Below are 26,004 nucleotides of genomic sequence, written 5' to 3'. Positions count from 1 at the left end.
TCATACAATAAGGGCGCAATAAACTATTGCGCCCGTTCAGTCTTATTTCTTGCTGAATTCAGCCAGGTTATCTTTGTCTACGCCAACATAAGGTACGCGAACCACTTTGTTGTCGATTTTCCAGTTGGTGCCGTCAGCAGCGCCCTTGCCATCGGCCAGGTTTTTCGCCAGATCAAAAGTCGCTTTCGCCTGGTTGTTGGCATCATTCAGTACGGTCCCCGCCAGCGCACCGGATTTCACCAGCGCCAGAGCTTCTGGCAGCGCATCGACGCCAAACACCGGAATGCTGGACTTGTTGTGTGCTTTCAGCGCTTCAACCGCACCCATTGCCATCGCATCGTTGTTAGCAATAACCACTTCGATTTTGTTGGCGTTCGGGCCAGACAGCCAGGCGTCCATCTTATCTTTCGCCTGAGCAGTGTCCCACATAGCGGTATCTAACTGTAACTGTTCAGTTTTGATGCCTTTATCGTTCAGCTCTTTAATCACGTAAGTGGTGCGTGCTTCTGCATCCGGATGGCCCGGCTCGCCTTTCAGCAGTACGAACTGAATCTGACCGTCTTTGTTCAGATCCCACCCCTGATTCGCCGCCCAGTGTTTAGCAATCAGATCGCCCTGGATAATGCCGGACTCTTTGGAGTCAGTACCAACGTAGTAGGCTTTGTCGTAGCTATCCAGTGCCTTACGGGAAGGTTCTTTGTTGAAGAAAACCACCGGCACGTTTTGCCCGCGCGCTTTCTCAATCACCGTACCCGCAGCAGCCGGGTCAACCAGGTTGATTGCCAGCGCCTTCACCCCTTTCGCCAACAGCACGTCAATCTGATCGTTCTGCTTGGATTGGTCATTCTGTGAATCATTCATCAGCAACTGGACGTCTGGTGCTGCTTTCGCATCCTGTTCGATAGCCTTACGCACGACAGACATAAAGTTATCGTCATATTTATAAATCGTCACACCAATACGGGTATCAGCAGCGTGTGCAGCGGCGCCGAATAACATGCTGGCCATCACAGCAGACAGGGTTAACACCTTCTTATTCATGGTATCTCCGGTTTTTCTTATGCAGGGTAGTGCTTGAGATAAATGCTCGGCGGGCCAGTATGGTTAATGAAGTGTTACTGAACGCCGAAGCTCATTTTTAAAAATCCGTTCGTCCATGCCCGGTAACGCTCCATAAAACGGCTCTAATTGTTGTTATGACGCCATAACTTCGATAAAAGCGATCATTCGCTGTTACATACAAGTTACAACGTTAAAACGGTGCAATCATAGCTACCACATTGTTAACATACTGTGAAATCACTCACAAATTGAAAGCGGTTACATCCTCTGATTTGCTCAGTTAGTGATCGCCGCCGCATTCTGGCGTATTGCGACAGAATGGCGGCGCACTAACGTCGGCATAAAACAGTGGCTGGCACGCGGGTCAATGTTGCCTGCAGCCCCCTGCAAGGCCAGTTCAGTGGCTAATTTTGCCATCGAAGCAATGGGATAACGCACGGTCGTTAATTGCGGGTCGGTGTAACGAGCAATGGGGATATCATCGAAACCGATGATTGAGAGATGTAACGGAATCGCAATGCCATTATCTTTTAATGCCGTCAGAGCGCCTGCGGCCATATTGTCGTTATAGGCAAATACAGCCGTAAGTTGTAGATTGCGCCCGAGCAGTTCAACCATCGCCGCCTCGCCGCCTGGCATATCTGGCGTACCCGTGCCAATCCAGCTTTCCGGCGGAACAATATCCTGCTCTTTCAGCGCGCTTATCCAGCCCGCTTTACGCATTGCGTCATCTTCAATGCTGTGGCTGGAAGAGAGATAGCCGATACGTTGATGACCGTTATTCAACAACATGCGCGTCGCCATTCTGGCACCGCTGATATTATCCAGACAAACACAGCGATGGGCATAGCCTGGCACAACCCGATTGATGAGCACCATGCCGGGAATGTTGTCCATAAATTGCGCCAGCTCGTCGTCACTTAACGCCTTTGAATGAACAATCAACGCGTTACAACGCTGGCGAATTAGCACTTCAATGGCGTGACGCTCTTTTTCCGCTTCATGATAGCTATTGCCAATCAACACATATTTCTGATGTTGCTGGGCAACGAGATCAACGGCTTTAACCAATGCGCCGAAAAATGCATCTGAAACATCCATGACCACCACACCGATGGTATCGCTCACCTGAGTTGCCAGCGCCTGTGCATTGGCATTTGGCCGATAATCCAACTCACTCACCGCTTTCATAACTGCTTCACGCGTGTCGGCACTGACCAGCGTGCTGTTATTGAGCACCCGGGAAACCGTTGCCACAGAGACGCCAGCCTGACGCGCTACATCACGAATGGTGATCATATTCACTACCTGTTATGAGAATGCAGTAGGTTACTGCTTGCTGGCGGCTATTTTGTCAGCACTGAATACAGGACTTCGTGAATCGAGTCACAGCAATGGAAACGGTTACAGCCGTTTTGTTAATGAATGTGATCCAGATCGTTATCTGGATGTTTTAGATAATGCAGGTCCGGCAGCGCGCAAGGTTAACTGACGCCAGAGCCATTCCACCGGCCCCTGACGGAAGTAACGCAGCCAGATAACAGAGAAAAGCAGATTCGCCAGCCATACTGGAACGACAAACGCCAGCAACTCCAGGCGGTCAAACTGCATAAACAAACCGAGGTGGTAAAACAGCGTGGTACAAATCAGCGTTTGCAGTAGATAATTGGTTAGCGCCATCCGTCCGACGCAGGCGATTGCCAGCACCAGCCTGAAGCGGCTTAATTGCGGCCAAAAGCCATAAAACAGCGACGCATAGCCAATTGCCTGAAACGGCGCACTAAGTTCACGCGGCATTTGAAGTAAGAAGGCACACCAGCGATACGCCCAGTCCAGCCGCCATTGCAATGCGATAGCAGGAAGGTTAATCAGCACACCAATTGCCACCAGCACAAAACCGGTGCGACGATAGTGACGTAAGCTGAACTGCCCTTTCAGCCAGCCGCTACGCATCAGCGCAGCGCCAATTAACATCATCCCCGCCAGTTGCCAGCCATACTGCGCGCCCAGTGCCAGTAAACTATTGCCGACGCCATCGGCGCGGTTACTGATCGCTTCAACGCCGCCATGAAGTTTCCAGTATTTTTCATACAAAATGGCCGATGCATCTGGCGTCCAGGCGCGGCTGGTCTGGCTGTCAGAAATCAACCCCAGCAACAGCAAAACGCCAATCCCCACCAGATACAGCATCACGCCAGTATTAAATAAACTTTTTACCGATGGCGCATCACGCACCAGTCGCCAACTGATTAAGCCCACCAATCCGTAAGCCAGCAGGATATCGCCGTCCCAGAACAATAAACCGTGAATAAAGCCCAGCAAGACTAGCAGTGTTAACCGCGACTGGATCCAGCGTCTGCCGCGCGGCAGCAACATTTGCAGGCCCGCGCCAAACAGCAGCGCAAAAAGCGTGAGGAATTTTACCTGGCCGATGAGATCCAAAAACGCCCAGGTCCAGGCGTCGGACGGGGTAATAGTGCCATACCAGGCGGGATTGAGATAAGCCGCCTTTGGTAAACCAAAGGCGCTGATGTTTAATAGCAGGATCCCCAGAATGGCGACGCCGCGAACAAAATCGAGCGTGACGTTGCGCTCCATGGTTCCTGCCTTTTAATCAGTTGTGATGACGCACAGCGCGCAGAAACTCGTGCCGCGTATTCTGACTGGATTTGAACAAACCACCGAGGGAGGTCGTTGTCGTGGCGCTGGTTGCATCGCGGATGCCACGCGCTTTCACGCAGTAATGCACCGCGTCGATGGAGACAGCCACGTTATTGGTCCCCAGCAGCGTTTGCAGCGCAATGAGGATTTGCTGAGTCAGACGTTCCTGCACCTGCGGGCGCTGGGCAAAGAACTGCACGATGCGGTTAATTTTCGACAGGCCGATCACCGAATCTTTCGGGATATAGGCTACCGTCGCTTTGCCATCGATAGTGACAAAATGGTGCTCGCAGGTGCTGGTCAGGGTGATATCACGCACGGTGACCATTTCATCGACCTTCATTTTGTTTTCAATGAGGGTGATTTTCGGGAAATTGGCGTAATCCAGACCGGAGAAAATTTCATCGACATACATTTTAGCGATGCGATGCGGCGTTTCCATCAAACTGTCATCAGCGAGGTCGAGATTCAATAGCTGCATGATTTCAGTCATATGACCGGCGATAAGGCTTTTGCGCGTTTCGTTATCCATTTCATGCACGGGCGGGCGCAGCGGTGTTTCCAGTCCTCGCGCAACTAACGCTTCATGAACCAGGGCCGCTTCTTTACTGAGTGATGGCATTTATGTTTTCTCCTGCAGGTGTGACGCCTCCGCCCTGCGTGGGGGCAAAGTTATTAAGCTGATTAGCAGCCCGATTATTGTGCGTGAGGTGGCGCACATAATCCAGTATTCACAGCGATAATTATTGTAATTGCCGCTGCCTTTCAGCGTTAGATGTTAAAACATCGTTATGCATATGCGGAAGTGAAAGTTACTCACAGCGCATTGAATAAACGGTATGATGACTAAAATGCAAACAACACAACAAGGAGCCACGCATGGAAATGCTCGAAGAGCACCGCTGTTTTGAAGGCTGCCAGCAACGCTGGCGGCACGACTCCAGTATCTTAAATTGCCCGATGACGTTCAGCATCTTTCTCCCACCGCCCCGCGACAACGCCCCTCCGCCTGTGCTGTACTGGCTTTCAGGTTTAACCTGCAATGACGAGAACTTCACCACCAAAGCAGGCGCTCAGCGCATAGCGGCGGAACTGGGGATTGTACTGGTGATGCCAGACACCAGCCCGCGCGGCGAACAGGTTGCCAACGACGATGGCTACGATTTAGGTCAGGGTGCGGGGTTTTATCTCAACGCCACACAACCGCCGTGGGCGACGCATTACAGGATGTATGATTATCTGCGCGATGAATTACCGACGCTGATTCAATCGCAATTTAACGTCAGCGATCGCTGTGCTATTAGTGGCCATTCGATGGGGGGTCATGGTGCATTGATTATGGCGCTGAAAAATCCTGGCAAATACACCAGCGTTTCGGCCTTTGCGCCGATTGTGAATCCGTGCTGCGTCCCGTGGGGAATCAAAGCGTTTAGCACCTATTTAGGTGAGGACAAAAATGCATGGCTGGAATGGGACAGTTGCGCGCTGATGTATGCAAGTCATGCGCAGGATGCGATCCCGACGCTTATCGATCAGGGCGATAATGATCAATTTCTTGCCGACCAGCTGCAACCCGCAGTTCTGGCAGAAGCCGCTCGCCAGAAAGCGTGGCCGATGACGCTGCGTATTCAGCCGGGATATGATCACAGTTACTACTTCATCGCCTCTTTTATAGAAGATCACCTGCGCTTCCATGCGCAGTATTTACTGAAGTGAAAGTTCGCCCGGTTCGCCGGGCATCTTCTCATCAGAAGCGATAATCCACTGCCATAAAGTAACGACGTCCGTCTTCGTTATAGCTGTAGTCATCACGACTCAGATCTTTGTCGCCCAGGTTCAGCACGCCTGCGCGCAGTTTGACGTCTTTGGTCACCTGCCAGGCCGCGCCGGTATTCCAGATCACATAGCCACCTGGCGTTTTAGCGGTATCGCTGTCGGCTCGTTTCTGACCAGTGTAGTGACCAGAAACATAAAACGACCAGTCTTCCAGCGCCAGCGGTTTCCAGTCCAGCGTACCGTTAGCGGTATGGAACGGCAGATCGGATAGCGGTTTGTTTTCACCGTTGCTAACATCGCGTCCATCGTTGTAGGTGTAGTTGAGTGACAGCTTCCATTCATCGTTGAACGGAATTTTCAGCTCGGTTTCCACGCCCTGAATACGAGCTTTGTTAACGTTGTAGTAGCTGAACACCGGTATGCGCCGTCCGTTTGCCCCCGTTTCAAAACCAACAAAGTTTTGGTAACCCGGCGCAGCATTGACGTCAGATGTACGGCTGATGCTAATACGATCTTTCACATCATTGCGGAAGACGGTCACACTGGATTCAACACCTTCCAGCCAGCCCTCTTCACCCATGTAGTAAAGCCCCAGTTCCCAACTTTCGCTGGTTTCTGGTTTCAGATCCGGGCTACCCACAATCTTACATGCGCCACGGCAGGAATTGGTCGTCCAGTCGGGGCTAAGTTGTAATAACGAAGGTGCTTTAAATGCCGTCGCCCAGCCCCCTTTCACCGTTACGGTGTCGGTGGCGTTATAAACCAGGTAGGCACGCGGACTCCAGTGTTCGCCGTAGGTTTCGTGATCGTCCATACGCACGCCGGTCGTCAGCGCCAGCGGCTCGAAGATCCGCCATTCATCTTCCACAAACAGCGCGTACTGACTGGCGGACGTTTTAGTGCTGGTGCCGCCGGTCAGGTTCACCGCATCGCTAAGTTTGTCGTGGCGCCATTCACCACCCACCGTGACAAACTGATTGATAGTCGTCAGCGGCAGCGTGTATTTACCATCGACCGTGTTACTTTCGGAAGTAATCGGACTGCTGTTGCCTGGGTTTTTGTTCTCGACTTTCTCACCATAATATTTCAGTTCGCTGGTGCCGTAATCCCAGCGCCCATTATGGCTTACGGAGTAGTTCTGGCGTTCGAGGCGGTTTTTGTCCAGCGAGTCAGAATCGCGATCCTGGCGGTCAAAACCGTAACCAGCGGTAAAATCGTGATTTTGATTCGGCGTCCAGGCAAATTCGACATTGCCGTCGCGACTGGAGAATCCTTCAATACGCGGCGTTTCTCCCGTGTCGGTAGTAGAGGAACTCTGCGGGTCATCCTTTTCACGTTTTGCCAGGCTACCGTAAGCTTTCATTCCCAGCACGCCGTCAATCAGCGGTCCACTCGTGAAGAACTGGCCGTTGTAGGTGTCGCCGCGATCGCGATGTTCCTGAATGGTGGTATCTACCGTTACAGTGCCTGACCATTTCTGGCCGATTTTTTTGGTGATGATGTTCACCACGCCGCCGAGCGCATCGGAACCATACAGTGAAGACATCGGGCCACGTACCACTTCGATACGTTCGATGGAATCGACCGGGATCCAGTTCAGGTCAAAGTCATTATGGCGGAAGACGGCATTGCGCGAGTTAACACGTTTACCATCGACAAGAATCAGGGTGTAGCTGCTATCCAGACCACGAATACTGACGCCCTTACGGTTGTCCCCTTCGTTAGTCAGTTGTACGCCCGGCACTTCTTTGAGGACGTCCTTCAAATTTTGCACTGGTTTACGTTGCAAATCTTGCTGGGTAATGACACTGATACTGGCGGGCGCATCTTTGAGGTTTTGTTCAACGGAAGATGCAGTGACTACCATCGTTTCGCCATCATCATCAACCGCTAACACAGGCCATGCACATGAAACTGCGGACAAACACAGCCCGACCCGTACGAAAGGGTTCAACCTAAACATTCCATATCTCCATGAGGTAACTACGAAAATAAAATGGGTTATCGCTCACATCTTCTTCATGTCCCCTTGCGTACGGCAGCATCGCGGTAGACTTTTTTGTATGCAGGTGATCATCCCAAAAGCCTGAACAGCCTCTGATTTGTCAGCCTTTTTTGATTTCGGCGTAACGATAATGCAAACGATAACAATTATCAATCCAAATGTTAAATTTTATATCAGTATGAATACTAAGGAAAAGAAAAAGCCCTCTCGGTTGAGAGGGCTTTATTAAGGAAGGGGTAAAACTTATTTCTTATCGTTCTGCGGGAACTTCATTTCACTGTAGCGTACGAAGTGGGTTCCTTTAATCAACTTATAGCCAAACCAGATCATAAGGAACAGCGGGATGCCAATATAGGTTGCCGCTACGCCACCCCAGTCGATAGTGTCTTTCAGGAACGCTTCGTAGTTCTGGCCCAGAGTGATAATCAGGCACAGCACAAAAGCGAAGATCGGTCCCAGCGGGAAGAAGCCTGAACGGTACGGCAGATCGTTAATATCATGCCCCTGCAGCACATAACCGCGACGGAAACGATAATGGCTGATCGCAATTCCCAGCCAGGCGATAAAGCCTGTCATACCGGAGGTGTTCAGCAGCCACAGGTATACCGTCTGGTTACCAAACATGGAGGTCAGGAAGCACAGACCCGCAATTACCGTGGTCGCATACAGCGCGTTACGCGGTACGCCGCCACGCGACAATTTAGCGAAAATGCGCGGCGCTTTACCGTCACACGCCAGGGTGTACAGCATACGAGTAGACGCATACATACCGGAGTTACCCGCTGACAGCACCGCCGTCAGAATAACCGCGTTCATCACCGCCGCCGCAGAGAGCAGACCCGCATGCTGGAACACCAGGGTGAACGGGCTGACGCTGATGTCTTTAACATCGTTACGCAGCAGGCTCGGATCGGTGTATGGAATGATCAGGCTGATGATCAGGATTGCGAACACATAGAACAGCAGGATTCGCCAGAACACCTGACGTACCGCGCGTGGAATGTTTTTCGCCGGTTCTTCAGACTCGCCTGCAGCAATACCGATCAGCTCAGTTCCCTGGAAAGAGAAGCCGACAATCATTGCCACACCGATCATCGCCGCAAAACCACCAGCAAATGGTGCTTCGCCAATCGTCCAGTTGCTCCAGCCCGCAGGCTGTGCGCCTTTGAAGATGCCGATAATCATCATCACGCCGACGATGATAAAGACAATGACCGTGGTGACTTTGATCAGTGAGAACCAGTATTCCGCCTCGCCAAAGCCACGAACTGAAATGTAGTTCAGGAGGAAGATAACGCCCAGGAACAGCGCACTCCAGATCCAACCCGGGGTGTCCGGGAACCACCAGCTCATGACCAACTGAGCGGCCACCAGGTCAACGGCGATAGTTACCGCCCAGTTGTACCAGTAGTTCCAGCCCAGCGCGAAGCCAAAGCCTTCTTCAACATAGTTCTGACCGTAAGTGGCAAAGGAACCAGAAACCGGCATATATGCCGCCAGTTCACCAAGACTGGTCATCAGGAAGTAAACCATCAGGCCGATCAGAATATACGAGAGCAGCGCCCCACCTGGACCTGCCTGAGAGATCGTTGCGCCAGAGGCAACAAAAAGACCCGTACCGATGGAACCGCCAATGGCAATCATCGTCAGGTGACGCGCCTTTAATTCACGGCGTAAGCCCGGCGCTTCTGTGGTTTTAGTTTCGGAAACCATACGAAAATGCTATCCATCTTAAAAATGAGGCGCGATTGTAGCAGACGATTTGCAATCCTTCCGGTAGAAATACGCTTTTATAAGACACCTTCATGATCGCCCAGGGATTATAAGTAAAGCAACCAATCTCTTTTCTGGCGAATGTATACCGGTGGTGCTGCGTCACAAAATCGACACAGCCCCCGTAGGTTTCTGTACAACGGATTAACGCGGCAAAGTGGAGGAATCGCAGTACTCCAGAAAGCGCCGTAACGCGTTGGAAAGGTGTTTCTGCCGATGATGTATACGCCACAACGTACGCATCAGGCGCGGCAGAGGGACAGCAACTTCACTTAATGTGCCAGCCTGCAATTGATCTTCAATGACCCTTCGCGACAGGCAACTGATTCCCAACCCATGACGCACCGCATGTTTGATTGCCTCGGAGTTACCTAATTCCATCGCCATCTCAAACTTCGGTAAATGCGACAGTAACAGATAATCGACAATCTCCCGCGTGCCGGAACCGCGTTCACGCAGGATCCACGGCGCAGCGGCCAGCTGTTCTAAAGTGACCGGACCACGAGCCAACGGCGAAGTCGGCGCGGCGAAAACCACCAGCTCGTCTTCCAGCCACGGTTCAGAAATGATTTCAGTGCTGTGGCACGGTCCTTCAATAAAGCCAATATCAACGCGGAAATCCAGCACCGCTTGCATCACGTCCTGGCTGTTCCCAACGCTCAGTTCAATCGGCAACTGCGGATAATCATGGCGATAACGGGCGATGACTGCAGGCAGAATGTAGTTACCGATGGTACTACTGGCATAGACACGAATCGCGCCGTTGTCTTCGCGAAACAGTTGTTCGATTTCAATCGCCTGTTCAAGCAGTGCCAACGCGCGCGGATAGAGCAGCCGCCCGTGTTCATTAACAACCAGTCTTTTCCCCACGCGATCAAACAGTTGCACGCCAAGCTGCCCTTCCAGGTCGGTCAAGGCTGCGCTCACTGCTGATTGCGACAACGCCAGCATCACCGACGCCTGGGTGGTTGATCCACTTTTCAATACTTCTGCAAAAACTTCCAACTGCCGGAGGGTGATGTGCATAGTCGCTTACCACTTATAAAGATTAATTATAAATATATAATCAATTTTATTTTTAAACCAGTTAGTCGTAACCTTATGCCCGGTTAAAGGAGAGGGTTATGACGAATATCACCTTACAGAAACAACATCGTACACTGTGGCATTTTATTCCGGGGTTAGCCCTGAGTGCAGTTATCACCGGGGTCGCCCTGTGGGGTGGTTCCATTCCCGCGATTGCGGGTGCCGGGTTTAGTGCCCTCACCCTCGCAATCTTGTTGGGGATGGTTTTAGGCAACACCATCTATCCGCACATCTGGAAAAGCTGTGACGGTGGCGTGCTGTTTGCCAAGCAATATTTATTACGTCTGGGTATCATTCTTTATGGCTTCCGTCTGACGTTCTCGCAAATTGCCGATGTCGGTATCAGTGGGATCATCATTGACGTGCTGACGCTGTCCAGTACCTTCCTGCTGGCTTGCTTCCTGGGGCAGAAAGTGTTTGGTCTTGATAAGCACACCAGCTGGTTGATCGGTGCCGGTAGCAGTATCTGTGGTGCTGCAGCGGTACTGGCGACTGAGCCGGTAGTGAAAGCGGAAGCCAGTAAAGTAACCGTGGCTGTTGCAACCGTTGTTATCTTCGGGACCGTCGCGATTTTCCTCTACCCGGCGATATATCCGCTGATGTCTCAATGGTTTAGTCCGGAAACTTTCGGTATCTACATTGGTTCTACTGTGCACGAAGTGGCGCAGGTGGTGGCGGCAGGTCATGCCATCAGCCCGGATGCAGAAAACGCAGCAGTTATTTCCAAAATGCTGCGCGTGATGATGCTGGCTCCGTTCCTCATCCTGCTGGCGGCGCGTGTTAAACAGCTGTCTGGGGCGAACAGCGGCGAGAAAAGCAAAATCACTATTCCGTGGTTTGCCATCTTGTTCATCGTAGTTGCCATCTTTAACTCGTTCCACCTGTTACCGCAGAGCGTGGTGAACATGCTGGTAACGCTGGATACCTTCCTGCTGGCAATGGCGATGGCGGCGCTGGGTCTGACCACTCACGTCAGCGCGCTGAAAAAAGCCGGGGCGAAACCTCTGCTGATGGCACTGGTACTGTTTGCCTGGCTGATTGTTGGTGGTGGTGCAATTAACTATGTGATTCAAAGCGTCATCGCATAAACCACTACATCTTGCTCCTGTTAACCCGCTATCATTACCGTTTTCCTCCAGCGGGTTTAACAGGAGTCCTCGCATGAAATACATTGGAGCGCACGTTAGTGCTGCTGGCGGTCTGGCAAATGCCGCAATTCGCGCCGCCGAAATCGACGCAACCGCGTTTGCCTTGTTCACCAAAAACCAACGTCAGTGGCGTGCCGCACCGCTCACGACGCAAACCATCGATGAATTCAAAGCCGCCTGTGAAAAATATCACTACACATCGGCGCAAATTCTTCCCCACGACAGTTATCTGATTAACCTCGGACATCCAGTCGCTGAAGCTCTGGAAAAATCGCGCGATGCCTTTATAGATGAAATGCAGCGTTGCGAACAGCTGGGGCTTTCTTTGCTCAACTTCCACCCTGGCAGCCATCTGATGCAGATTTCAGAAGAGGATTGCCTTGCGCGTATTGCCGAATCCATCAACATTGCACTGGATAAAACACAAGGTGTGACCGCGGTGATTGAAAATACCGCCGGTCAGGGCAGCAATTTAGGGTTTAAATTCGAACATCTCGCGGCGATTATCGACGGCGTGGAAGATAAATCCCGCGTCGGCGTCTGCATTGATACCTGCCATGCTTTCGCTGCCGGGTATGATTTGCGTACTCCAGCAGAATGCGAGAAAACATTCGCGGATTTTGCCCGTATTGTCGGCTTTAAATATCTGCGCGGGATGCACCTTAACGATGCGAAAAGCGCCTTTGGCAGCCGCGTTGACCGCCATCATAGCCTCGGTGAAGGCAATATCGGTCATGATGCGTTCCGCTGGATCATGCAGGACGACCGTTTCGACGGCATTCCGCTGATCCTTGAAACCATCAACCCGGATATCTGGGCAGAAGAGATCGCCTGGCTGAAAGCGCAACAAACTGAAAAAGCGGTAGCCTGAAGATGAATAACCGGGAGAAGGAGATCCTTGCAATTTTACGGCGTAACCCGCTGATTCAGCAGAACGAAATTGCGGACATGCTGCAAATCAGCCGTTCGCGCGTTGCGGCGCATATTATGGATTTAATGCGCAAAGGGCGGATTAAAGGCAAAGGTTACATTCTCACCGAGCAGGAATATTGCGTGGTGGTGGGAACAATCAATATGGATATTCGCGGGATGGCGGATATCCGTTATCCGCAAGCGGCCTCTAATCCCGGTACGATTCATTGCTCGGCGGGCGGCGTTGGGCGCAACATCGCCCACAATCTGGCGCTGTTAGGCCGCGACGTCCATTTACTCTCGGTGATTGGCGATGACTTTTATGGCGAAATGCTCCTGGAAGAGACGCGCCGCGCCGGCGTGAATGTCTCCGGCTGCGTTCGTTTACACGGCCAAAGCACATCGACGTATCTGGCAATTGCCAATCGAGACGATGAAACCGTGCTGGCGATTAACGATACCCATCTGTTGGAACAGTTGACACCGCAACTACTGAACGGGTCTCGCGATTTACTTCGTCATGCGGGCGTAGTGCTGGCAGATTGTAACCTGACTGCCGAGGCGCTGGAGTGGGTCTTTACCCTCGCTGATGACATCCCGGTGTTTGTCGATACCGTTTCAGAATTCAAAGCGGGCAAAATCAAACACTGGCTGGCGCATATTCACACCCTGAAACCCACTTTACAGGAACTGGAAATTTTATGGGGACAGGCGATCATCAGCGATGCTGACCGTAATGCCGCAGTGAATGCGTTGCATCAGCAAGGTGTTCAGCAACTGTTTGTTTATTTGCCCGATGAGTCAGTTTATTGCAGCGAAAAGGATGGTGAACAATTTTTGCTGACTGCGCCAGCGCATACGACGGTAGACAGTTTTGGTGCTGACGATGGTTTTATGGCGGGCCTGGTGTATAGCTTTCTGGAAGGAAGCAATTTCCGTGATAGCGCCCGTTTTGCGATGGCCTGCGCGGCAATTTCGCGCGCCAGCGGCAGCTTAAACAACCCTACCCTGTCTGCCGATAACGCGCTTTCATTAGTGCCAATGGTGTAACAATGTTGCCGGATGCGACGCTTAACGCGTCTTATCCGGCTCATAAATCGCGCACTACGCTAAACCAATAAAGAACCCGGCAATGGTCGCACTCATCAGGTTGGAAAGCGTCGCCGCCGCCAGCGCCCGTAAACCAAGCTGGGCGATTTCCGGCGCACGGTGTGGCGCAACCGCAGAAAATGCCCCTACCACTACCCCGATAGAACCAAAGTTAGCGAAACCGCACAGCGCAAAAGAAATAATCGCCACGGTTTTTGCATCCAGTGAGCCACCCGTTTGCAGATATGGCGAGAAATTGAGATAAGCGACAAATTCATTTATCGCCAGCTTCTGCCCAATCAAACTCCCGGCAAGATTTGCATCACTCCAGTCAACACCCATCACCCACGCCAGTGGGGCCAGCAGATAACCTAAAATGGACTCCAGCGAGGCATGTTCAAAACCAAACCAGCTGCCAACGCCGCCGATAATACCGTTAATTAACGCAATGATGGCAACAAATGCCATAACTACTGTTGCCACACCCGCAGCGATTTTCAGCCCGGTCATCGCCCCTGTCGCTGCCGCTTCAATAATGCTTTTTGGCGGTGTTTCGGTGAAAGAGAGGTTATTAAAGGAAACCTGTGAAGATTCCGTAGCCGGGCTTAGCAGGCGGGCAAACAAGATCCCGCCGGGGATCGCCATTAACGATGCCGCCAGCAAATATTCCACAGGTACGCCCAGTGCAGCGTAACCAATCATCGTCGAACCAGCAATCGAGGCCATGCCGCTGCAAATAGCTGTAAACAGCTCATTGCGATTAAGCCGATCGATAAAGGGCTTCACAATCGCCGGAATTTCGTTTTGCCCGAGGAAAATGGTAGTGACCGCGACGAATGACTCAATCTTGCTGATATTTAATGCTTTCTGGAATATACCGCCGAGAATGCGAATTAAAATCCCCATCACACCGATGTAGTAGAGAATACTCACCAGTGCAGTGACGAAGATAATTGCCGGTAATACCCTGAAACCAAAGATAAATCCTGCGCCATCAAATAAGGTGTCCATTTTCGGTCCGACCAGAGAACCGAAGATAAATGCGCTACCCGCGTCGCTGTACGCCATCACTTTATGCACGCCAAAAGCGACTTTTTCAGCGACCCAACGCCCTGGCGGTAACCACAGCATAATGCCGCCAATCACGACCTGTAACACTAACGCCGCGCCAACGGTACGCAGGCTGATCTTCTTCTTGTTTACTGACAGTAAAAACGCAATCGTCAGCAATACCACCATTCCCAGAACACTTCTCATGACATCCATAGTTATTATCTCTTCATGTCATTTTGGGCGACGGCTTTCTGCCCATCAGAAATAGCCGGGCCTGCACTTTGCGATACTGGCCCGGCTTGTTATCAACACTTAATGGGTTTTGATGTAGCCGCGCACGCACTCTTCGACTAATCCCCAGAACCAGTCGGTATCAATAGTGATGCCGACTTTGGTATTAGCAGGCTTGCCAAGAACGCCCAGCTCGTCGCAGACGGTACGCCCATAGCAAGGGCCACTGTTAACGTCTACTTCGACGTACATCTCCTGGGTTTTAATGCCATCAGGGTTAATCAGATAACCGATGCAGGTGGCGTCGTGCACCGGGCCGCCAGCCAGACCGTAGTTTTCGAACTGCGTTTTGAGAGTGAAGTTCATGATGTCGCTGAACAGCTCTCCGGCAGGGCCGCCTGCCCTTTCCATCCGCGCAATCACGTCCGGGGTGCAAACGGTCTGGTTGGTAAGATCGAGGCCCATCATCACCAACGGAACGCCGGAGGTGAACACCACGCGTGCGGCTTCCGGGTCAGCAAAGATGTTGAACTCGGCGGATGGCGTAAAGTTGCCAGTACCGTAAGCGCCGCCCATCAGTACAATTTCACGGATTTTGGGCAGGATTGCGGGTTGCATGCGCATTGCCACCGCGATGTTTGACAACGGACCAACCGGCACCAGAGTGATATCGCCATCGCTTGCCATCAGGGTATCAATGATATATTCCACCGCATGAGTGCTTTCTGCCTGGCGGGTTAGCGGCTCGAATACCGGGCCATCCAGTCCGGTTTCACCGTGAATATTATCGGCAACAATTTGTTGACGCATAATGGGCTGCGGCATCCCCGCATAAACCGGAACATTAATCTCCAGTTTCTGGCAAACATTCAGGCCATTAATTAATGTTTTATCAAGCGTCTGATTACCCGCCACAATAGTGATACCTAATAAATCAATCGCCGGATGTTTCGCAGCCATCATTATGGCAATAGCATCATCATGACCCGGATCACAATCCAGAATAATTTTTCTCTTTTCCATTGTTTATTTCCTCTGTTTCCAGTTGCGTTATTTTTTCTACAGCAAAGAAAATTCGACCGGGCCGATGATTGAATCTTAACAACAGCGTACGTATGCTAAATATGAGAAATCTCATAGCGGATAAACATCGTGAAAGAAATCCACAATAATGATCTTAAGCAGCAATTGATGAGTGAATCTGCGTTTAAGGATTGCTTTTCAACGGATGTTTCAGCCGATACGCGGCTGTTTCATTTTTTAGCGCGTGACTACATTGTGCAGGAAGGGCAACAGCCGTCCTGGCTGTTTTACCTGACGCGAGGCCGTGCCAGACTTTACGCCACGCTAGCTAATGGTCGCGTGTCGCTGATTGATTTCTTTGCCGCGCCCTGTTTTATTGGCGAGATTGAGTTAATCGATAAAGATCATGAACCGCGTGCGGTACAGGCTATTGAAGAGTGTTGGTGTATTGCGCTCCCAATGAAACATTACCGTCCGCTGTTATTAAACGACACGCTATTTTTACGAAAACTCTGCGTCACCTTAAGTCATAAAAATTATCGTAATATTGTATCTCTAACGCAGAACCAATCATTTCCGTTAGTGAATCGTCTGGCAGCATTTATATTACTCTCGCAAGAAGGTGATCTTTATCACGAAAAACACACACAAGCGGCAGAGTATTTGGGTGTTTCTTATCGGCACCTATTATATGTTCTCGCGCAATTCATTCACGACGGTTTATTAATTAAAAGTCAGAAAGGATATTTAATTAAAAACAGAAAGCAGCTGTTAGGGTTGGCGCTGGAAATGGACCCGGAGAATAAATTCTCCGGGATGATGCAGTAAAAATTATTGGCAATAGTGCGATTGCCGGATACGTCTTATCCGGACTACAAATCGAGCATTACGCCAGCCCAAGAAAGAACCCGGCAATAGTCGCACTCATCAGGTTGGAAAGCGTCGCTGCTGCCAGCGCCCGTAAACCAAGCTGGGCGATTTCCGGAGCACGTTTTGGCGAAATAGCCGAAAACGCCCCAACGACAACGCCGATAGAACCAAAGTTAGCAAAACCACACAGCGCAAAGGAGATAATCGCAACGGTTTTCACTTCCAGCGTGCCGCCCGTTTGCAGGTATGGTGAAAAACTCAGGTAAGCGACGAATTCGTTAATCGCCAGTTTCTGCCCAATCAGGCTACCCGCAAGGTTGGCATCGCTCCAGTCTACCCCCATGATCCACGCCAGTGGCGCCAGCACATAGCCAAAAATACTTTCCAGAGAAGCATTGGCGAAACCAAACCAGCCGCCAATTCCGCCGATAATGCCGTTGATCAACGCAATAATTGCGACAAACGCCATTACCACCGTCGCCACACCCGCGGCGATTTTCAGCCCGGTCATCGCACCGCTCGCCGCCGCTTCGATAAAGCTTTTTGGCGGCGTTTCGCTGAATGACAGGTTTTCAAATGTCACCTGCGAAGGCTCGGTTGCCGGGCTAAGAATACGCGCAAACAAAATACCGCCGGGGATAGCCATCAGCGATGCCGCTAACAGGTAGTCAATCGGCACGCCCATTCCGGCATAACCAATCATCATCGAACCAGCAATGGACGCCATCCCGCTACAAATTGCGGTAAACAGCTCGTTGCGATTCATGCGATCGATAAACGGTTTTACGATCGCCGGGATCTCGTTTTGCCCGAGGAAAATAGTGGTAACCGCAACAAAAGATTCGATTTTGCTGATGTTGAGGGCTTTCTGGAAAATACTGCCAAGAATGCGAATCAGCAGCCCCATCACGCCAATGTAATAAAGCAGGCTAATGAGCGCGGTAACGAAGATAATCGCCGGAAGTACGCGAAAGGCGAAGATAAAGCCCGCGCCATCAAAGAGAACATCCATTTTCGGCCCAACCAGCGAACCAAAAATGAAGGCGCTACCGGCATCACTGTAAGACATCACTTTATGAACGCCTAATGCCGCCTGTTCTACTGCCCATTTTCCCGGCGGAAAATAGAGCATGATGCCACCAATAGCGATTTGCAGCAGCAGCGCGGCTCCAACCGTGCGCAAACTGATGCTCTTTTTATTCACCGACAACACAAATGCTATTGCCAGTAACACCACCATCCCCACAACACTTCTCATTATATCCATAATGATTTTCCCTTCATGCCAGTAAACCCGGCGTCAGCGCCAGGTTTCGGTATGTATGATCAGTACGGGCGACGGCTTTCTGCCCGTCAGAAATTAACCCGCGAGACGCTGGTATTCTTTGGCAATTTCACTCGCCAGAATGGCGTTGTTGAACACCAGCTGGATGTTGGATTTCAGGCTGTCACCGCCGGTCAGTTCAGCAACGCGCGCCAGCAAGAACGGCGTACTTTCTTTACCAATAACACCCTGCGCTTCAGCTTCAGCTACCGCCTGATCGATCGCCGCATTGATAGTGTGTTCCGGCATAGCAAACTGTTCCGGGATCGGGTTCGCTACCACCAGGCCACCGTTCAACCCGCTTTGCCATTTCACCGCCATCGCGCGGGCAATTTCTGTGGCACTGTCGAGACGAATGCTGACGTCAAACGGGCTGGTGCGGCAGAAAAACGCAGGCAGCGCTTTGGTCTGATAGCCAATTAGCGGTACACCGAAAGTTTCTAAATATTCGGTAGTTAAGCCTAAATCGAGAATAGATTTCGCCCCGGCACAAACAACGGTGACATTGGTATTTGCCAGTTCTTGCAAATCGGCAGAAATATCGAAGGTATGTTCCGCCCCGCGATGCACACCGCCAATTCCCCCGGTGGCAAATACTTTAATTCCGGCAAGCGCCGCAATAATCATCGTTGAAGCAACGGTGGTTGCGCCATTTTTTCCGGCGGCAACAACAAAAGGTAAATCGCGACGGCTAACTTTGGTTACGTTATGTCCTTCACGACCCAGCAATTCAATTTCTTCTTTGCTTAACCCCACTTTCATCACGCCACCAATAATGGCGATAGTGGCAGGTACAGCGCCCTGTTTACGAATAGTTTCTTCTACTTCAATTGCCGTCTGGGCATTTTGTGGAAACGGCATCCCGTGAGAGATAATGGTCGATTCCAGCGCAACTACTGGTTTTTTGCTTTTTAAAGCATCCTGAACTTCCGGGGAAATTTGTAATAATTCAGGGGAAATGTTTAATTCAGACATTCTGCGTTCTCCACTAACGATATAACGTTGGCAATCGATAAATTTGGGTTATTGGTGTATTCACAGGAGAGTGCCATTGACGAACATCCCTGTGCAAAACGAACAGATTCGGCAAACGGCATTCCGTCGACCCAACACGAAGCAAGACCTGCCATCATGGCATCGCCCGCTCCGGTAACATTAATGACATTGGTTTTAATCGGTGCAGACCAGCCGTTTTCACCGCCGATTTCACTGTAGTAAACACCGTCTCCGCCCATACTCAGTACCAGGCGGTTCAGGCCATGTTGATGGAACCAGGCGGCAACTTTTGCGACATCTTCACGCCCTGACAGCGCAATCCCGCTCAGGGTTTCCGCTTCAAGACGGTTTGGCTTCAGGGTATGGATCTGACTTAGACGGTCGCGCACTTTGACACATTTCCATGCCGAAACCGGATCGACAAATACAGGTACGTCGGCGGCATTATCCAGAATCCAGACCAACGCCTCTTCACTGATATTACAGTCAGCGACAATGACCTTTGCTCCCTGGATAAATTCACGGTGCTGTGCGAGATATTCCGCAGAAATACAGTTGCTAATATTCATGTCATTTATAGCAACCAGCATTTCACCGGTATTATCGAGCAGTGATAAATAGCTCGACGTATTTTCCCCTGGCACAATCAGGCATTTATCGACATAAACACCGGATTGATTGGTTTGCGTCAGGAGCGATTGGCCATAAAAATCACTGCCTACAGCGCTAAGTAGCCAGACTTTGTTCCCCAGCAACGCCAGATTTTGCGCGATATTGCGCCCTACTCCGCCAGGAGTAAATTTTATTTTCCCTGGATTTGAATCCGCATAATTTAATGATTCATGTGAATATCCGGCGACATCAATATTCGCCGAACCTATAATTACGACATATTCCTTTTCGCGCATAGCACGTCCCCTGGTAAAAAATTACCAACTCTGTCAATCCACAAGAATATAGGTACTGCAAATAACGTTTAAACATGTGTTCATATTTAAACATGTGCTCATAGTATGCATGTTTTACTTAAAGTAAATTGCCGCCAGATGGGCAAAATGGGCAGATTTGAACAGGCTCACAAAACGCTACTAAATGCATGGATTAAAAAAACGAGGAATTTGTGATGGGATGCACAGAACAGGAACAATAAAAAAGGGCAGAAATTAATCTGCCCTTGAGGAAATAACGTTGATGTTCGATGCGGATTTCAGGTTTTCACTTAAAGATAAACCATATAAATTCATATAGTTACCTTCAATAACTTGTCAATCACCTTGCGATCATCAAATGATACAGGGCAGGAAATTTCTGCCCTGTTGTTCACGTTTTATTATGCGGCTTTCGCTACCGCGTCCACTTCCGGACGTTTCAGGAAGGCATAGGCCAAACCCGCCACCAGCGTACCGGCAATAATTGCTACCAGGTAACCCAGTACCGGCGTAATAGCGCCAGGGATCAGCAGAACAAACAGACCACCGTGCGGTGCCATCAGTTTCGCACCAATCGCCATTGAGATTGCGCCAGTCAGCGCCCCACCAACGATACAGCACGGCAGCACGCGCATCGGATCACGAGCAGCAAACGGAATTGCACCTTCCGAAATAAAGCACAGTCCCAGTACCAAAGCTGCTTTGCCGCCTTCCTGCTGCGCTTTGTCGAATTTGCGACGCGCCACCATCGTTGCCAGCCCCATTGCCAGAGGTGGCACCATACCTGCTGCCATAATCGCTGCCATTGGGCCATAGGTTTGGGTACTCAGCAGACCCACACCGAACGCGTATGCCGCTTTGTTAACCGGGCCGCCCATATCAGTACACATCATGCCGCCAAGGATCGCCCCCAGCAGAACCGCATTCGCAGTCCCCATCGTTTGCAGCCAGTGAGTCAGAGCTTCGAGGATGCCAGCAACCGGTTTACCGATCAGGTAGATCATCGCCAGACCAACCACCAGACTGGAAATCAGCGGAATGATCAAAATCGGTTTCAGCGCTTCCATACTCTGCGGCAGTTTCAGCTGCGTGCTGATTAGCTTCGCGATGTAACCTGCCAGGAAGCCCGCAATAATACCGCCAATGAAACCAGAACCTGTGCTGACCGCCAGCATACCGCCAATCAGGCCAGGCGTGAGGCCCGGACGGTCGGCAATAGAGAAGGCAATATAACCTGCCAGTACCGGCACCATCAGCGCAAAGGCTGAACTGCCACCAATCTGCATCAGCGCCGCGGCCAGCGTACCCGGCTCTTTAAACGCTTCGATACCAAAAGCAAAAGAAAGCGCGATACACAGACCGCCAGCAACCACCATCGGCAACATGTAGGAAACGCCCGTCAGCAAGTGACGATACGCGCCAGCACTCTCTTTCTTGCCTTCAGTCGCCGCCGTTTGAGCTTTGCCTGCTGGTTCGTAAGGCGTCGCTTCAACAACGGCTTTATCCAGTTCCTGCGCGGTTTTCTTCAGCGCCAGACCGGTAGAGGTGCGATACATCGGTTTACCAGCAAATTTCGCCAGATCGACTTCAATATCTGCCGCCACAATTACCAGATCCGCCGCTGCCACTTCTTCAGGGGTGATGGCATTACCCGCGCCTACAGAGCCACGAGTTTCAACTTTCACCCACCAGCCACGTTTTTTCGCTTCGGTTTCAATGGCTTCAGCCGCCATAAAGGTGTGTGCTACGCCGGTCGGGCAAGCAGTCACCGCTACTACGCGTTTCGGACCACTCGCAGCAACCGGTGCTGTCGTAGCGACCGGCGCAGTGTAAGGTTTCGCATGGCCTTTGGCTTCACTCAGGAACAGCTCAGGGTGCGCAACTGCCCGGGAAATATCACCCAGCCAGACATTTTTACCGTTCAGCGCGCTGTCGTTCGGGATCGAATCACCGAGAACAATCGCCATTTCAGCGTCGTTCGGATTGTCGATGATTTCCAGTTTTGCTTTTCGCGCCGCCGCGCCCAGCAGGGTCTTCGCCATATAGGCGCGTGCCTGACCGAGATTAGCGTCAATAATCAGCAGCGTTTTCATTATGCCTCTCCTGCTGTCAGTTAAAAGGTTGTAAGTCGACGCGCGCCATCATTGCGGCCAACTGCGGACGATCGGTAATACCCACATTGCTTTGACTTACCGCCAGGGCAGCAACAGCTGTCGCCAGACGCAGAGTGTGTTCACTGGATTCACGCATCAGCAAGCCATAAATCAGGCCACCAACCATAGAATCCCCTGCGCCAACGGTGCTTACGACATCGACTGACGGTGGTTTGGCGATCCATTCGCCGGAGGCATTAACCCAAAGCGCGCCTTCGGCACCCAGTGAAATAACGACATGCGCGATACCTTGTTCACGCAGCGCATGCGCAGCTTCAATCACATCTTTCATTTCAGGCAGTTTACGGCCAGCCCAGATTTCCAGCTCGCGGCGGTTAGGTTTCACCAGCCACGGTGCCGCTTTTAAACCTGCCACTAACGCTTCACGACTACTATCAAAGATAATGCAAGGACACTGACTACGCAGGCGAGTCATCCAGTCGGTGAAGGCTTCCGGGCTGACGCCTGATGGTAAACTGCCGCTGACACAGACCATATCGAACTGACCAAGCCAGCTCAGAGAATCCGTCACAAAGCGTTCCCAGTCGGCTGGAGTGACTTCAAAACCCGAGAAGTTGAGGTCGGTCACTTCGCCGTCTTTTTCCGTCAACTTGACATTAATACGGGTGCGCCCCTGTACAACCTGGAAACGGTTGGCAATGCCCAGCTCGCTGAACAATTGCTGAAACCCATCCTGGTTATCTTTACCGAGGAAGCCGCCAACAGTGACATCAATCCCCAGATCTTTCAGAACTTTGGCAACGTTGATACCTTTACCCGCCGCATGCAGACCGGTGGTTTTCACCAGGTTCACTTCGCCGCGTTCAATTTCCGGGCAGAAACCAACAAGGTCATAAGCCGGATTAAGGGTGATCGTAGCAACACGTCTGCTCATTACGCGCCCTCCCCAAGACCTGCGGCGATGGCGTCGCCAATGGCGTTCAGCGCCTGTTCAGCATCTGGTCCCTGGGCGGTAAAGCGTAGGCGATGACCTTTCTTAACGCCAAGTGCTACAACTTTCATCAGACTACGTCCGTTTGCCGGTTTGCCGGTGCCATCAAGGTTTGTCACGGTAATATCACTGTTAAATTGTTTAATGGTATTGACCAACATGGTGCCTGGACGGGCATGCAGGCCGTGTTCATTGCGCACCACAAACTCCGCGCTTAACACGTCGTCGGTCGGCGCATCATCGCTGGTCAGTAGTGCCAGCAGCGTTGCCGCATCTGCTTTCAGCAAGCGGTCAGCTTTATTGTCGAGCAGCAAATCGGCGAGACGCTTAAGAACCGCGACGGGCTGATCGTCATTCATCGCCACACTCACCAGCATGGCTGCCGTTTCGCCGTCCACATCAAAAGCATTTGCCGCACGGCTTACCGCAATCGCGCTACGCAGATTGCCTTCGGCACTATCGCTCAGCCAGATGCCCTGTCCGAGGTTCAGCGGTTGTTCATTGATGGCTTTGGTGACGAAAGTGGCGTCAACTGCCCCCGCTTCTTTCAGACGCGCAGCGTTCAGCGCCTGAAGAGTCAGCAGATCGCTGGCGACGATATCCAGCGTCAGCATTTCGTTGTCGAGCTTCAGCTGCTCACTCTGCTTTTCGCCCATCAGCAATGCGCGAAGTTCTTCTGCTGTTGTTGCTGACTTCAGTTGTTCAGCAACGGAATCATCGCTCAGTACATGGGTTAGTTGGCGCAGCAAGCCCAGATGTTCATCGGAGCTGGCGGCAATACCGATAGCCACGTACGCGACTTGACCTTCACCCCAGGTAATACCTTCCGGGAACTGAAATACCTGAACGCCGGTTTTCAGCACCTGATCGCGGGTGTCGGTAGTACCGTGTGGAATAGCAATCCCATTGCCGAGAAAGGTTGAGGTTTGCTGTTCGCGCGCCAGCATGCCATTGACGTAGCCTTCCGCTACATTACCGGCTTGCACCAGCGCCGCGGCGACCTTGCGAATAGCCTCTTCTTTGTCTCCGGCCTTCTCGCCCGGATGGATGTCCTGTACGGATAACTGGAACATAGTTCTCCTCTCCTGCTGAATTGAAACGATTCAGCTTCTATGAGAAAAAAAGCGCCAACCTGGCTTAGGATTAAAGACAAGATCGCGCTGAAACGTTTCAATCAAGAATAATACTTCTTCATCAGCACGCAAGGGAAGCCGCTAAATTATGTCCAAAAGTTTGATGTGCTGCACATTTTTTTGCCAAAAATCTGAAATGCTGACAGTGAAATTAGCCATCAGCATTAGCATTTCGGCGGCGTCAGCTGAGGATCAGCAAGAGTGAAATGCCATTTTGATTATTCGTGGCGAGTTTGATTTCACTGACTGTTTATTTTCTGACAGGCAGCGTAAACTCCGCGTCTTCATCTTTCACTGATCGACCAGCATGCATAACTCCCCCGCAGTTTCCAGCGCGAAATCGTTTGACCTGACGTCAGCGGCGTTTTTAATTGTTGCCTTTCTCACCGGTATTGCAGGCGCCCTGCAAACCCCGACGCTAAGTATTTTCCTCACTGATGAAGTGCACGCGCGCCCGGCGATGGTGGGATTCTTCTTTACCGGCAGCGCCGTTATCGGAATTCTGGTCAGTCAGTTTCTCGCCGGACGCTCTGATAAACGCGGCGATCGTAAATCGCTGATTGTCTTTTGCTGCTTGTTAGGCATGCTGGCCTGTACTCTTTTTGCCTGGAATCGCAACTACTTTGTTTTGTTATTCGTCGGCGTTTTTTTAAGCAGTTTTGGCTCTACCGCCAACCCGCAAATGTTTGCTCTTGCTCGTGAACATGCCGACAAAACCGGGCGTGAAGCGGTGATGTTCAGCTCTTTTTTACGCGCCCAGGTATCGTTAGCGTGGGTCATTGGCCCGCCGCTGGCGTATGCCTTAGCGATGGGATTCAGCTTTACGGTAATGTATCTCAGCGCGGCGGTGGCGTTTATTGTCTGCGGCGTGATGGTGTGGTTGTTTTTACCGTCGATGCAAAAAGAGCTTCCGCTGGCGACCGGCACGGTTGAAGCGCCGCGCCGTAACCGTCGCGATACGCTGCTGCTGTTTGTCATTTGTACATTGATGTGGGGCTCGAACAGCCTGTACATCATCAACATGCCGCTATTTATTATCAACGAACTGCATCTTCCCGAGAAACTGGCCGGTGTGATGATGGGGACCGCCGCCGGGCTGGAAATCCCGACAATGTTGATTGCCGGATATTTTGCCAAACGTCTGGGTAAGCGCTTCTTAATGCGCGTTGCCGCCGTGGGTGGCGTCTGTTTTTACGCAGGAATGCTGATGGCGCATTCACCTGTCATTCTGTTGGGCTTGCAGCTGCTAAATGCTATTTTTATTGGCATTCTGGGCGGCATCGGGATGCTCTATTTTCAGGATTTGATGCCCGGTCAGGCAGGTTCAGCCACCACGCTCTATACCAACACTTCGCGCGTGGGCTGGATCATCGCAGGATCAGTGGCGGGCATCGTCGCCGAGATCTGGAATTATCACGCGGTGTTCTGGTTTGCGATGGTGATGATTATCGCCACCCTGTTTTGCTTGCTGCGGATTAAAGATGTTTAAGGCGCGGTCAACATTTCCAGATCGATAAGCCAGGTCATGGCCTGCTGACGCGTGTTACCGCACATTTCAGCACTGGCCTGCAAGCCTGCGCAAACTTTCGGCCGTAGTGGCGAGGTGAAAATTTTACAGCGTTGCTGTTCATCAAGCTGAATGCAGGGCGTATTGGCGGGCTTGCCATCTGGCATACCGGGAATAGGACTGGAGATTGAGGGGGCGGTGCAACACGCCCCGCAACCCGGACGGCATTCCATACGTTGTTCTCTTAAGGTTAACCACCGGATTGAGGAGCGCGCACATTACCACCTTTTTGGCACCAGCAAAAGTGCGAATACCACTTGC

22 protein-coding genes are annotated in these 26,004 nt (G+C 51.4%); 6 read left to right on the top strand and 16 right to left on the bottom strand.

All coding sequences use genetic code 11. From position 1 onward, the window contains the following. Nucleotides 1–42: 42 nt before the first annotated feature. The 4 genes from mglB to folE all read right to left on the bottom strand — a co-directional run bounded on the left by mglB (nucleotide 43) and on the right by folE (nucleotide 4,345). Complete coding sequence (gene mglB, locus FEK47_RS09200; RefSeq protein WP_001036964.1) at nucleotides 43–1,041, bottom strand: galactose/glucose ABC transporter substrate-binding protein MglB; 999 nt, start codon at nucleotides 1,039–1,041, stop codon at nucleotides 43–45. Nucleotides 1,042–1,338: 297 nt separating this feature from the next. Further along, the gene (gene galS / locus FEK47_RS09195) at nucleotides 1,339–2,361 is read right to left on the bottom strand and encodes an HTH-type transcriptional regulator GalS (protein WP_130207064.1); all 1,023 of its coding nucleotides are present in this window, start codon (nucleotides 2,359–2,361) and stop codon (nucleotides 1,339–1,341) included. Between the two features lie 141 nt (nucleotides 2,362–2,502). Then, on the bottom strand, nucleotides 2,503–3,660 hold the full coding sequence (yeiB, locus tag FEK47_RS09190) for a DUF418 domain-containing protein YeiB (protein ID WP_130207066.1): 1,158 nt from the start codon (nucleotides 3,658–3,660) through the stop codon (nucleotides 2,503–2,505). 16 nt (nucleotides 3,661–3,676) lie between these two features. After that, on the bottom strand, nucleotides 3,677–4,345 hold the full coding sequence (folE, locus tag FEK47_RS09185; RefSeq protein WP_001139613.1) for a GTP cyclohydrolase I FolE: 669 nt from the start codon (nucleotides 4,343–4,345) through the stop codon (nucleotides 3,677–3,679). Between the two features lie 257 nt (nucleotides 4,346–4,602). Between folE and yeiG the strand changes: the two genes are divergently transcribed. Next, nucleotides 4,603–5,439 carry an S-formylglutathione hydrolase gene (yeiG, locus tag FEK47_RS09180; protein WP_135487531.1) on the top strand — a complete coding sequence of 279 codons (837 nt, stop codon included), beginning with the start codon at nucleotides 4,603–4,605 and terminating at the stop codon, nucleotides 5,437–5,439. Nucleotides 5,440–5,470: 31 nt separating this feature from the next. Here yeiG and cirA read toward each other — a convergent pair whose 3' ends face one another. The 3 genes from cirA to yieE all read right to left on the bottom strand — a co-directional run bounded on the left by cirA (nucleotide 5,471) and on the right by yieE (nucleotide 10,303). Further along, nucleotides 5,471–7,462, bottom strand: a complete 1,992-nt coding sequence (gene cirA, locus FEK47_RS09175; protein ID WP_138183167.1) for a catecholate siderophore receptor CirA — start codon at nucleotides 7,460–7,462, stop codon at nucleotides 5,471–5,473. Nucleotides 7,463–7,747: 285 nt separating this feature from the next. Further along, a complete protein-coding gene (gene lysP / locus FEK47_RS09170; protein ID WP_130207072.1) occupies nucleotides 7,748–9,217 on the bottom strand; it encodes a lysine-specific permease in 1,470 nt (489 codons plus the stop codon). A gap of 204 nt (nucleotides 9,218–9,421) precedes the next feature. Next, on the bottom strand, nucleotides 9,422–10,303 hold the full coding sequence (yieE, locus tag FEK47_RS09160; protein ID WP_130207074.1) for a DNA-binding transcriptional regulator YeiE: 882 nt from the start codon (nucleotides 10,301–10,303) through the stop codon (nucleotides 9,422–9,424). Between the two features lie 98 nt (nucleotides 10,304–10,401). Between yieE and FEK47_RS09155 the strand changes: the two genes are divergently transcribed. From FEK47_RS09155 to FEK47_RS09145, 3 genes are all read left to right on the top strand, one after another. Next, nucleotides 10,402–11,451 carry a YeiH family protein gene (locus tag FEK47_RS09155; protein WP_000182044.1) on the top strand — a complete coding sequence of 350 codons (1,050 nt, stop codon included), beginning with the start codon at nucleotides 10,402–10,404 and terminating at the stop codon, nucleotides 11,449–11,451. A 73-nt stretch (nucleotides 11,452–11,524) separates the two neighbouring features. After that, nucleotides 11,525–12,382 (top strand): deoxyribonuclease IV, encoded by an 858-nt coding sequence (gene nfo / locus FEK47_RS09150; protein ID WP_059271203.1) that lies wholly within the window; start codon nucleotides 11,525–11,527, stop codon nucleotides 12,380–12,382. Nucleotides 12,383–12,384: 2 nt separating this feature from the next. Beyond that, complete coding sequence (locus tag FEK47_RS09145; protein WP_135487530.1) at nucleotides 12,385–13,473, top strand: sugar kinase; 1,089 nt, start codon at nucleotides 12,385–12,387, stop codon at nucleotides 13,471–13,473. A 54-nt stretch (nucleotides 13,474–13,527) separates the two neighbouring features. Here the strand turns inward: FEK47_RS09145 and FEK47_RS09140 are convergent, their stop codons facing one another. After that, the gene (locus tag FEK47_RS09140; protein WP_135487529.1) at nucleotides 13,528–14,778 is read right to left on the bottom strand and encodes a NupC/NupG family nucleoside CNT transporter; all 1,251 of its coding nucleotides are present in this window, start codon (nucleotides 14,776–14,778) and stop codon (nucleotides 13,528–13,530) included. 99 nt (nucleotides 14,779–14,877) lie between these two features. After that, complete coding sequence (rihB, locus tag FEK47_RS09135) at nucleotides 14,878–15,819, bottom strand: ribosylpyrimidine nucleosidase (protein ID WP_135487528.1); 942 nt, start codon at nucleotides 15,817–15,819, stop codon at nucleotides 14,878–14,880. Nucleotides 15,820–15,948: 129 nt separating this feature from the next. Between rihB and FEK47_RS09130 the strand changes: the two genes are divergently transcribed. Next, nucleotides 15,949–16,647 (top strand): transcriptional regulator YeiL, encoded by a 699-nt coding sequence (locus tag FEK47_RS09130; RefSeq protein ID WP_130217122.1) that lies wholly within the window; start codon nucleotides 15,949–15,951, stop codon nucleotides 16,645–16,647. A 58-nt stretch (nucleotides 16,648–16,705) separates the two neighbouring features. Here FEK47_RS09130 and FEK47_RS09125 read toward each other — a convergent pair whose 3' ends face one another. The 6 genes from FEK47_RS09125 to fruB form a co-directional block, all read right to left on the bottom strand. After that, the gene (locus FEK47_RS09125; RefSeq protein WP_130217120.1) at nucleotides 16,706–17,956 is read right to left on the bottom strand and encodes a NupC/NupG family nucleoside CNT transporter; all 1,251 of its coding nucleotides are present in this window, start codon (nucleotides 17,954–17,956) and stop codon (nucleotides 16,706–16,708) included. A gap of 93 nt (nucleotides 17,957–18,049) precedes the next feature. Further along, entirely contained in the window at nucleotides 18,050–18,988 is a 939-nt protein-coding gene (psuG, locus tag FEK47_RS09120) for a pseudouridine-5'-phosphate glycosidase (RefSeq protein WP_130257513.1), read from the bottom strand. Then, nucleotides 18,976–19,917, bottom strand: a complete 942-nt coding sequence (locus FEK47_RS09115; RefSeq protein ID WP_130221881.1) for a pseudouridine kinase — start codon at nucleotides 19,915–19,917, stop codon at nucleotides 18,976–18,978. The genes psuG and FEK47_RS09115 overlap by 13 nt, the downstream gene beginning before the upstream one ends. Nucleotides 19,918–20,339: 422 nt before the next feature. Further along, nucleotides 20,340–22,031, bottom strand: coding sequence for a PTS fructose transporter subunit IIBC (gene fruA / locus FEK47_RS09110; RefSeq protein WP_135487527.1), 1,692 nt, complete (start codon nucleotides 22,029–22,031; stop codon nucleotides 20,340–20,342). A gap of 16 nt (nucleotides 22,032–22,047) precedes the next feature. Then, the gene (gene fruK / locus FEK47_RS09105; protein WP_000091270.1) at nucleotides 22,048–22,986 is read right to left on the bottom strand and encodes a 1-phosphofructokinase; all 939 of its coding nucleotides are present in this window, start codon (nucleotides 22,984–22,986) and stop codon (nucleotides 22,048–22,050) included. Further along, nucleotides 22,986–24,116 (bottom strand): fused PTS fructose transporter subunit IIA/HPr protein, encoded by a 1,131-nt coding sequence (gene fruB / locus FEK47_RS09100; protein ID WP_130217112.1) that lies wholly within the window; start codon nucleotides 24,114–24,116, stop codon nucleotides 22,986–22,988. Before fruB ends, fruK begins: the two co-directional genes overlap by 1 nt. Nucleotides 24,117–24,483: 367 nt before the next feature. Between fruB and setB the strand changes: the two genes are divergently transcribed. Further along, complete coding sequence (gene setB / locus FEK47_RS09095) at nucleotides 24,484–25,665, top strand: sugar efflux transporter SetB (RefSeq protein ID WP_130221884.1); 1,182 nt, start codon at nucleotides 24,484–24,486, stop codon at nucleotides 25,663–25,665. Here setB and FEK47_RS09090 read toward each other — a convergent pair. After that, a complete protein-coding gene (locus FEK47_RS09090; protein ID WP_064526801.1) occupies nucleotides 25,662–25,916 on the bottom strand; it encodes a YkgJ family cysteine cluster protein in 255 nt (84 codons plus the stop codon). The genes setB and FEK47_RS09090 overlap by 4 nt on opposite strands. Nucleotides 25,917–26,004 lie beyond the last annotated feature (88 nt).

The organism is Escherichia sp. E3659, assembly GCF_005781135.1.
In the GTDB taxonomy this organism is placed as follows: Bacteria; Pseudomonadota; Gammaproteobacteria; order Enterobacterales; family Enterobacteriaceae; genus Escherichia.
Note: the sequence above shows the minus strand (reverse complement) of the source record. Positions and strands in the feature narration are given on the sequence as shown.

Coding starts and splice junctions, on each gene's coding strand:
- fruA (WP_135487527.1), bottom strand. CDS start 22,031: ATGAAAACGCTGCTGATTATTGACGCTAATCTCGGTCAGGCACGCGCC.
- FEK47_RS09155 (WP_000182044.1), top strand. CDS start 10,402: ATGACGAATATCACCTTACAGAAACAACATCGTACACTGTGGCATTTT.
- FEK47_RS09145 (WP_135487530.1), top strand. CDS start 12,385: ATGAATAACCGGGAGAAGGAGATCCTTGCAATTTTACGGCGTAACCCG.
- FEK47_RS09115 (WP_130221881.1), bottom strand. CDS start 19,917: ATGCGCGAAAAGGAATATGTCGTAATTATAGGTTCGGCGAATATTGAT.
- cirA (WP_138183167.1), bottom strand. CDS start 7,462: ATGTTTAGGTTGAACCCTTTCGTACGGGTCGGGCTGTGTTTGTCCGCA.
- lysP (WP_130207072.1), bottom strand. CDS start 9,217: ATGGTTTCCGAAACTAAAACCACAGAAGCGCCGGGCTTACGCCGTGAA.
- mglB (WP_001036964.1), bottom strand. CDS start 1,041: ATGAATAAGAAGGTGTTAACCCTGTCTGCTGTGATGGCCAGCATGTTA.
- rihB (WP_135487528.1), bottom strand. CDS start 15,819: ATGGAAAAGAGAAAAATTATTCTGGATTGTGATCCGGGTCATGATGAT.
- FEK47_RS09140 (WP_135487529.1), bottom strand. CDS start 14,778: ATGGATGTCATGAGAAGTGTTCTGGGAATGGTGGTATTGCTGACGATT.
- FEK47_RS09125 (WP_130217120.1), bottom strand. CDS start 17,956: ATGGATATAATGAGAAGTGTTGTGGGGATGGTGGTGTTACTGGCAATA.
- nfo (WP_059271203.1), top strand. CDS start 11,525: ATGAAATACATTGGAGCGCACGTTAGTGCTGCTGGCGGTCTGGCAAAT.
- fruK (WP_000091270.1), bottom strand. CDS start 22,986: ATGAGCAGACGTGTTGCTACGATCACCCTTAATCCGGCTTATGACCTT.
- yeiG (WP_135487531.1), top strand. CDS start 4,603: ATGGAAATGCTCGAAGAGCACCGCTGTTTTGAAGGCTGCCAGCAACGC.
- yieE (WP_130207074.1), bottom strand. CDS start 10,303: ATGCACATCACCCTCCGGCAGTTGGAAGTTTTTGCAGAAGTATTGAAA.
- setB (WP_130221884.1), top strand. CDS start 24,484: ATGCATAACTCCCCCGCAGTTTCCAGCGCGAAATCGTTTGACCTGACG.
- fruB (WP_130217112.1), bottom strand. CDS start 24,116: ATGTTCCAGTTATCCGTACAGGACATCCATCCGGGCGAGAAGGCCGGA.
- FEK47_RS09090 (WP_064526801.1), bottom strand. CDS start 25,916: ATGGAATGCCGTCCGGGTTGCGGGGCGTGTTGCACCGCCCCCTCAATC.
- galS (WP_130207064.1), bottom strand. CDS start 2,361: ATGATCACCATTCGTGATGTAGCGCGTCAGGCTGGCGTCTCTGTGGCA.
- folE (WP_001139613.1), bottom strand. CDS start 4,345: ATGCCATCACTCAGTAAAGAAGCGGCCCTGGTTCATGAAGCGTTAGTT.
- psuG (WP_130257513.1), bottom strand. CDS start 18,988: ATGTCTGAATTAAACATTTCCCCTGAATTATTACAAATTTCCCCGGAA.
- yeiB (WP_130207066.1), bottom strand. CDS start 3,660: ATGGAGCGCAACGTCACGCTCGATTTTGTTCGCGGCGTCGCCATTCTG.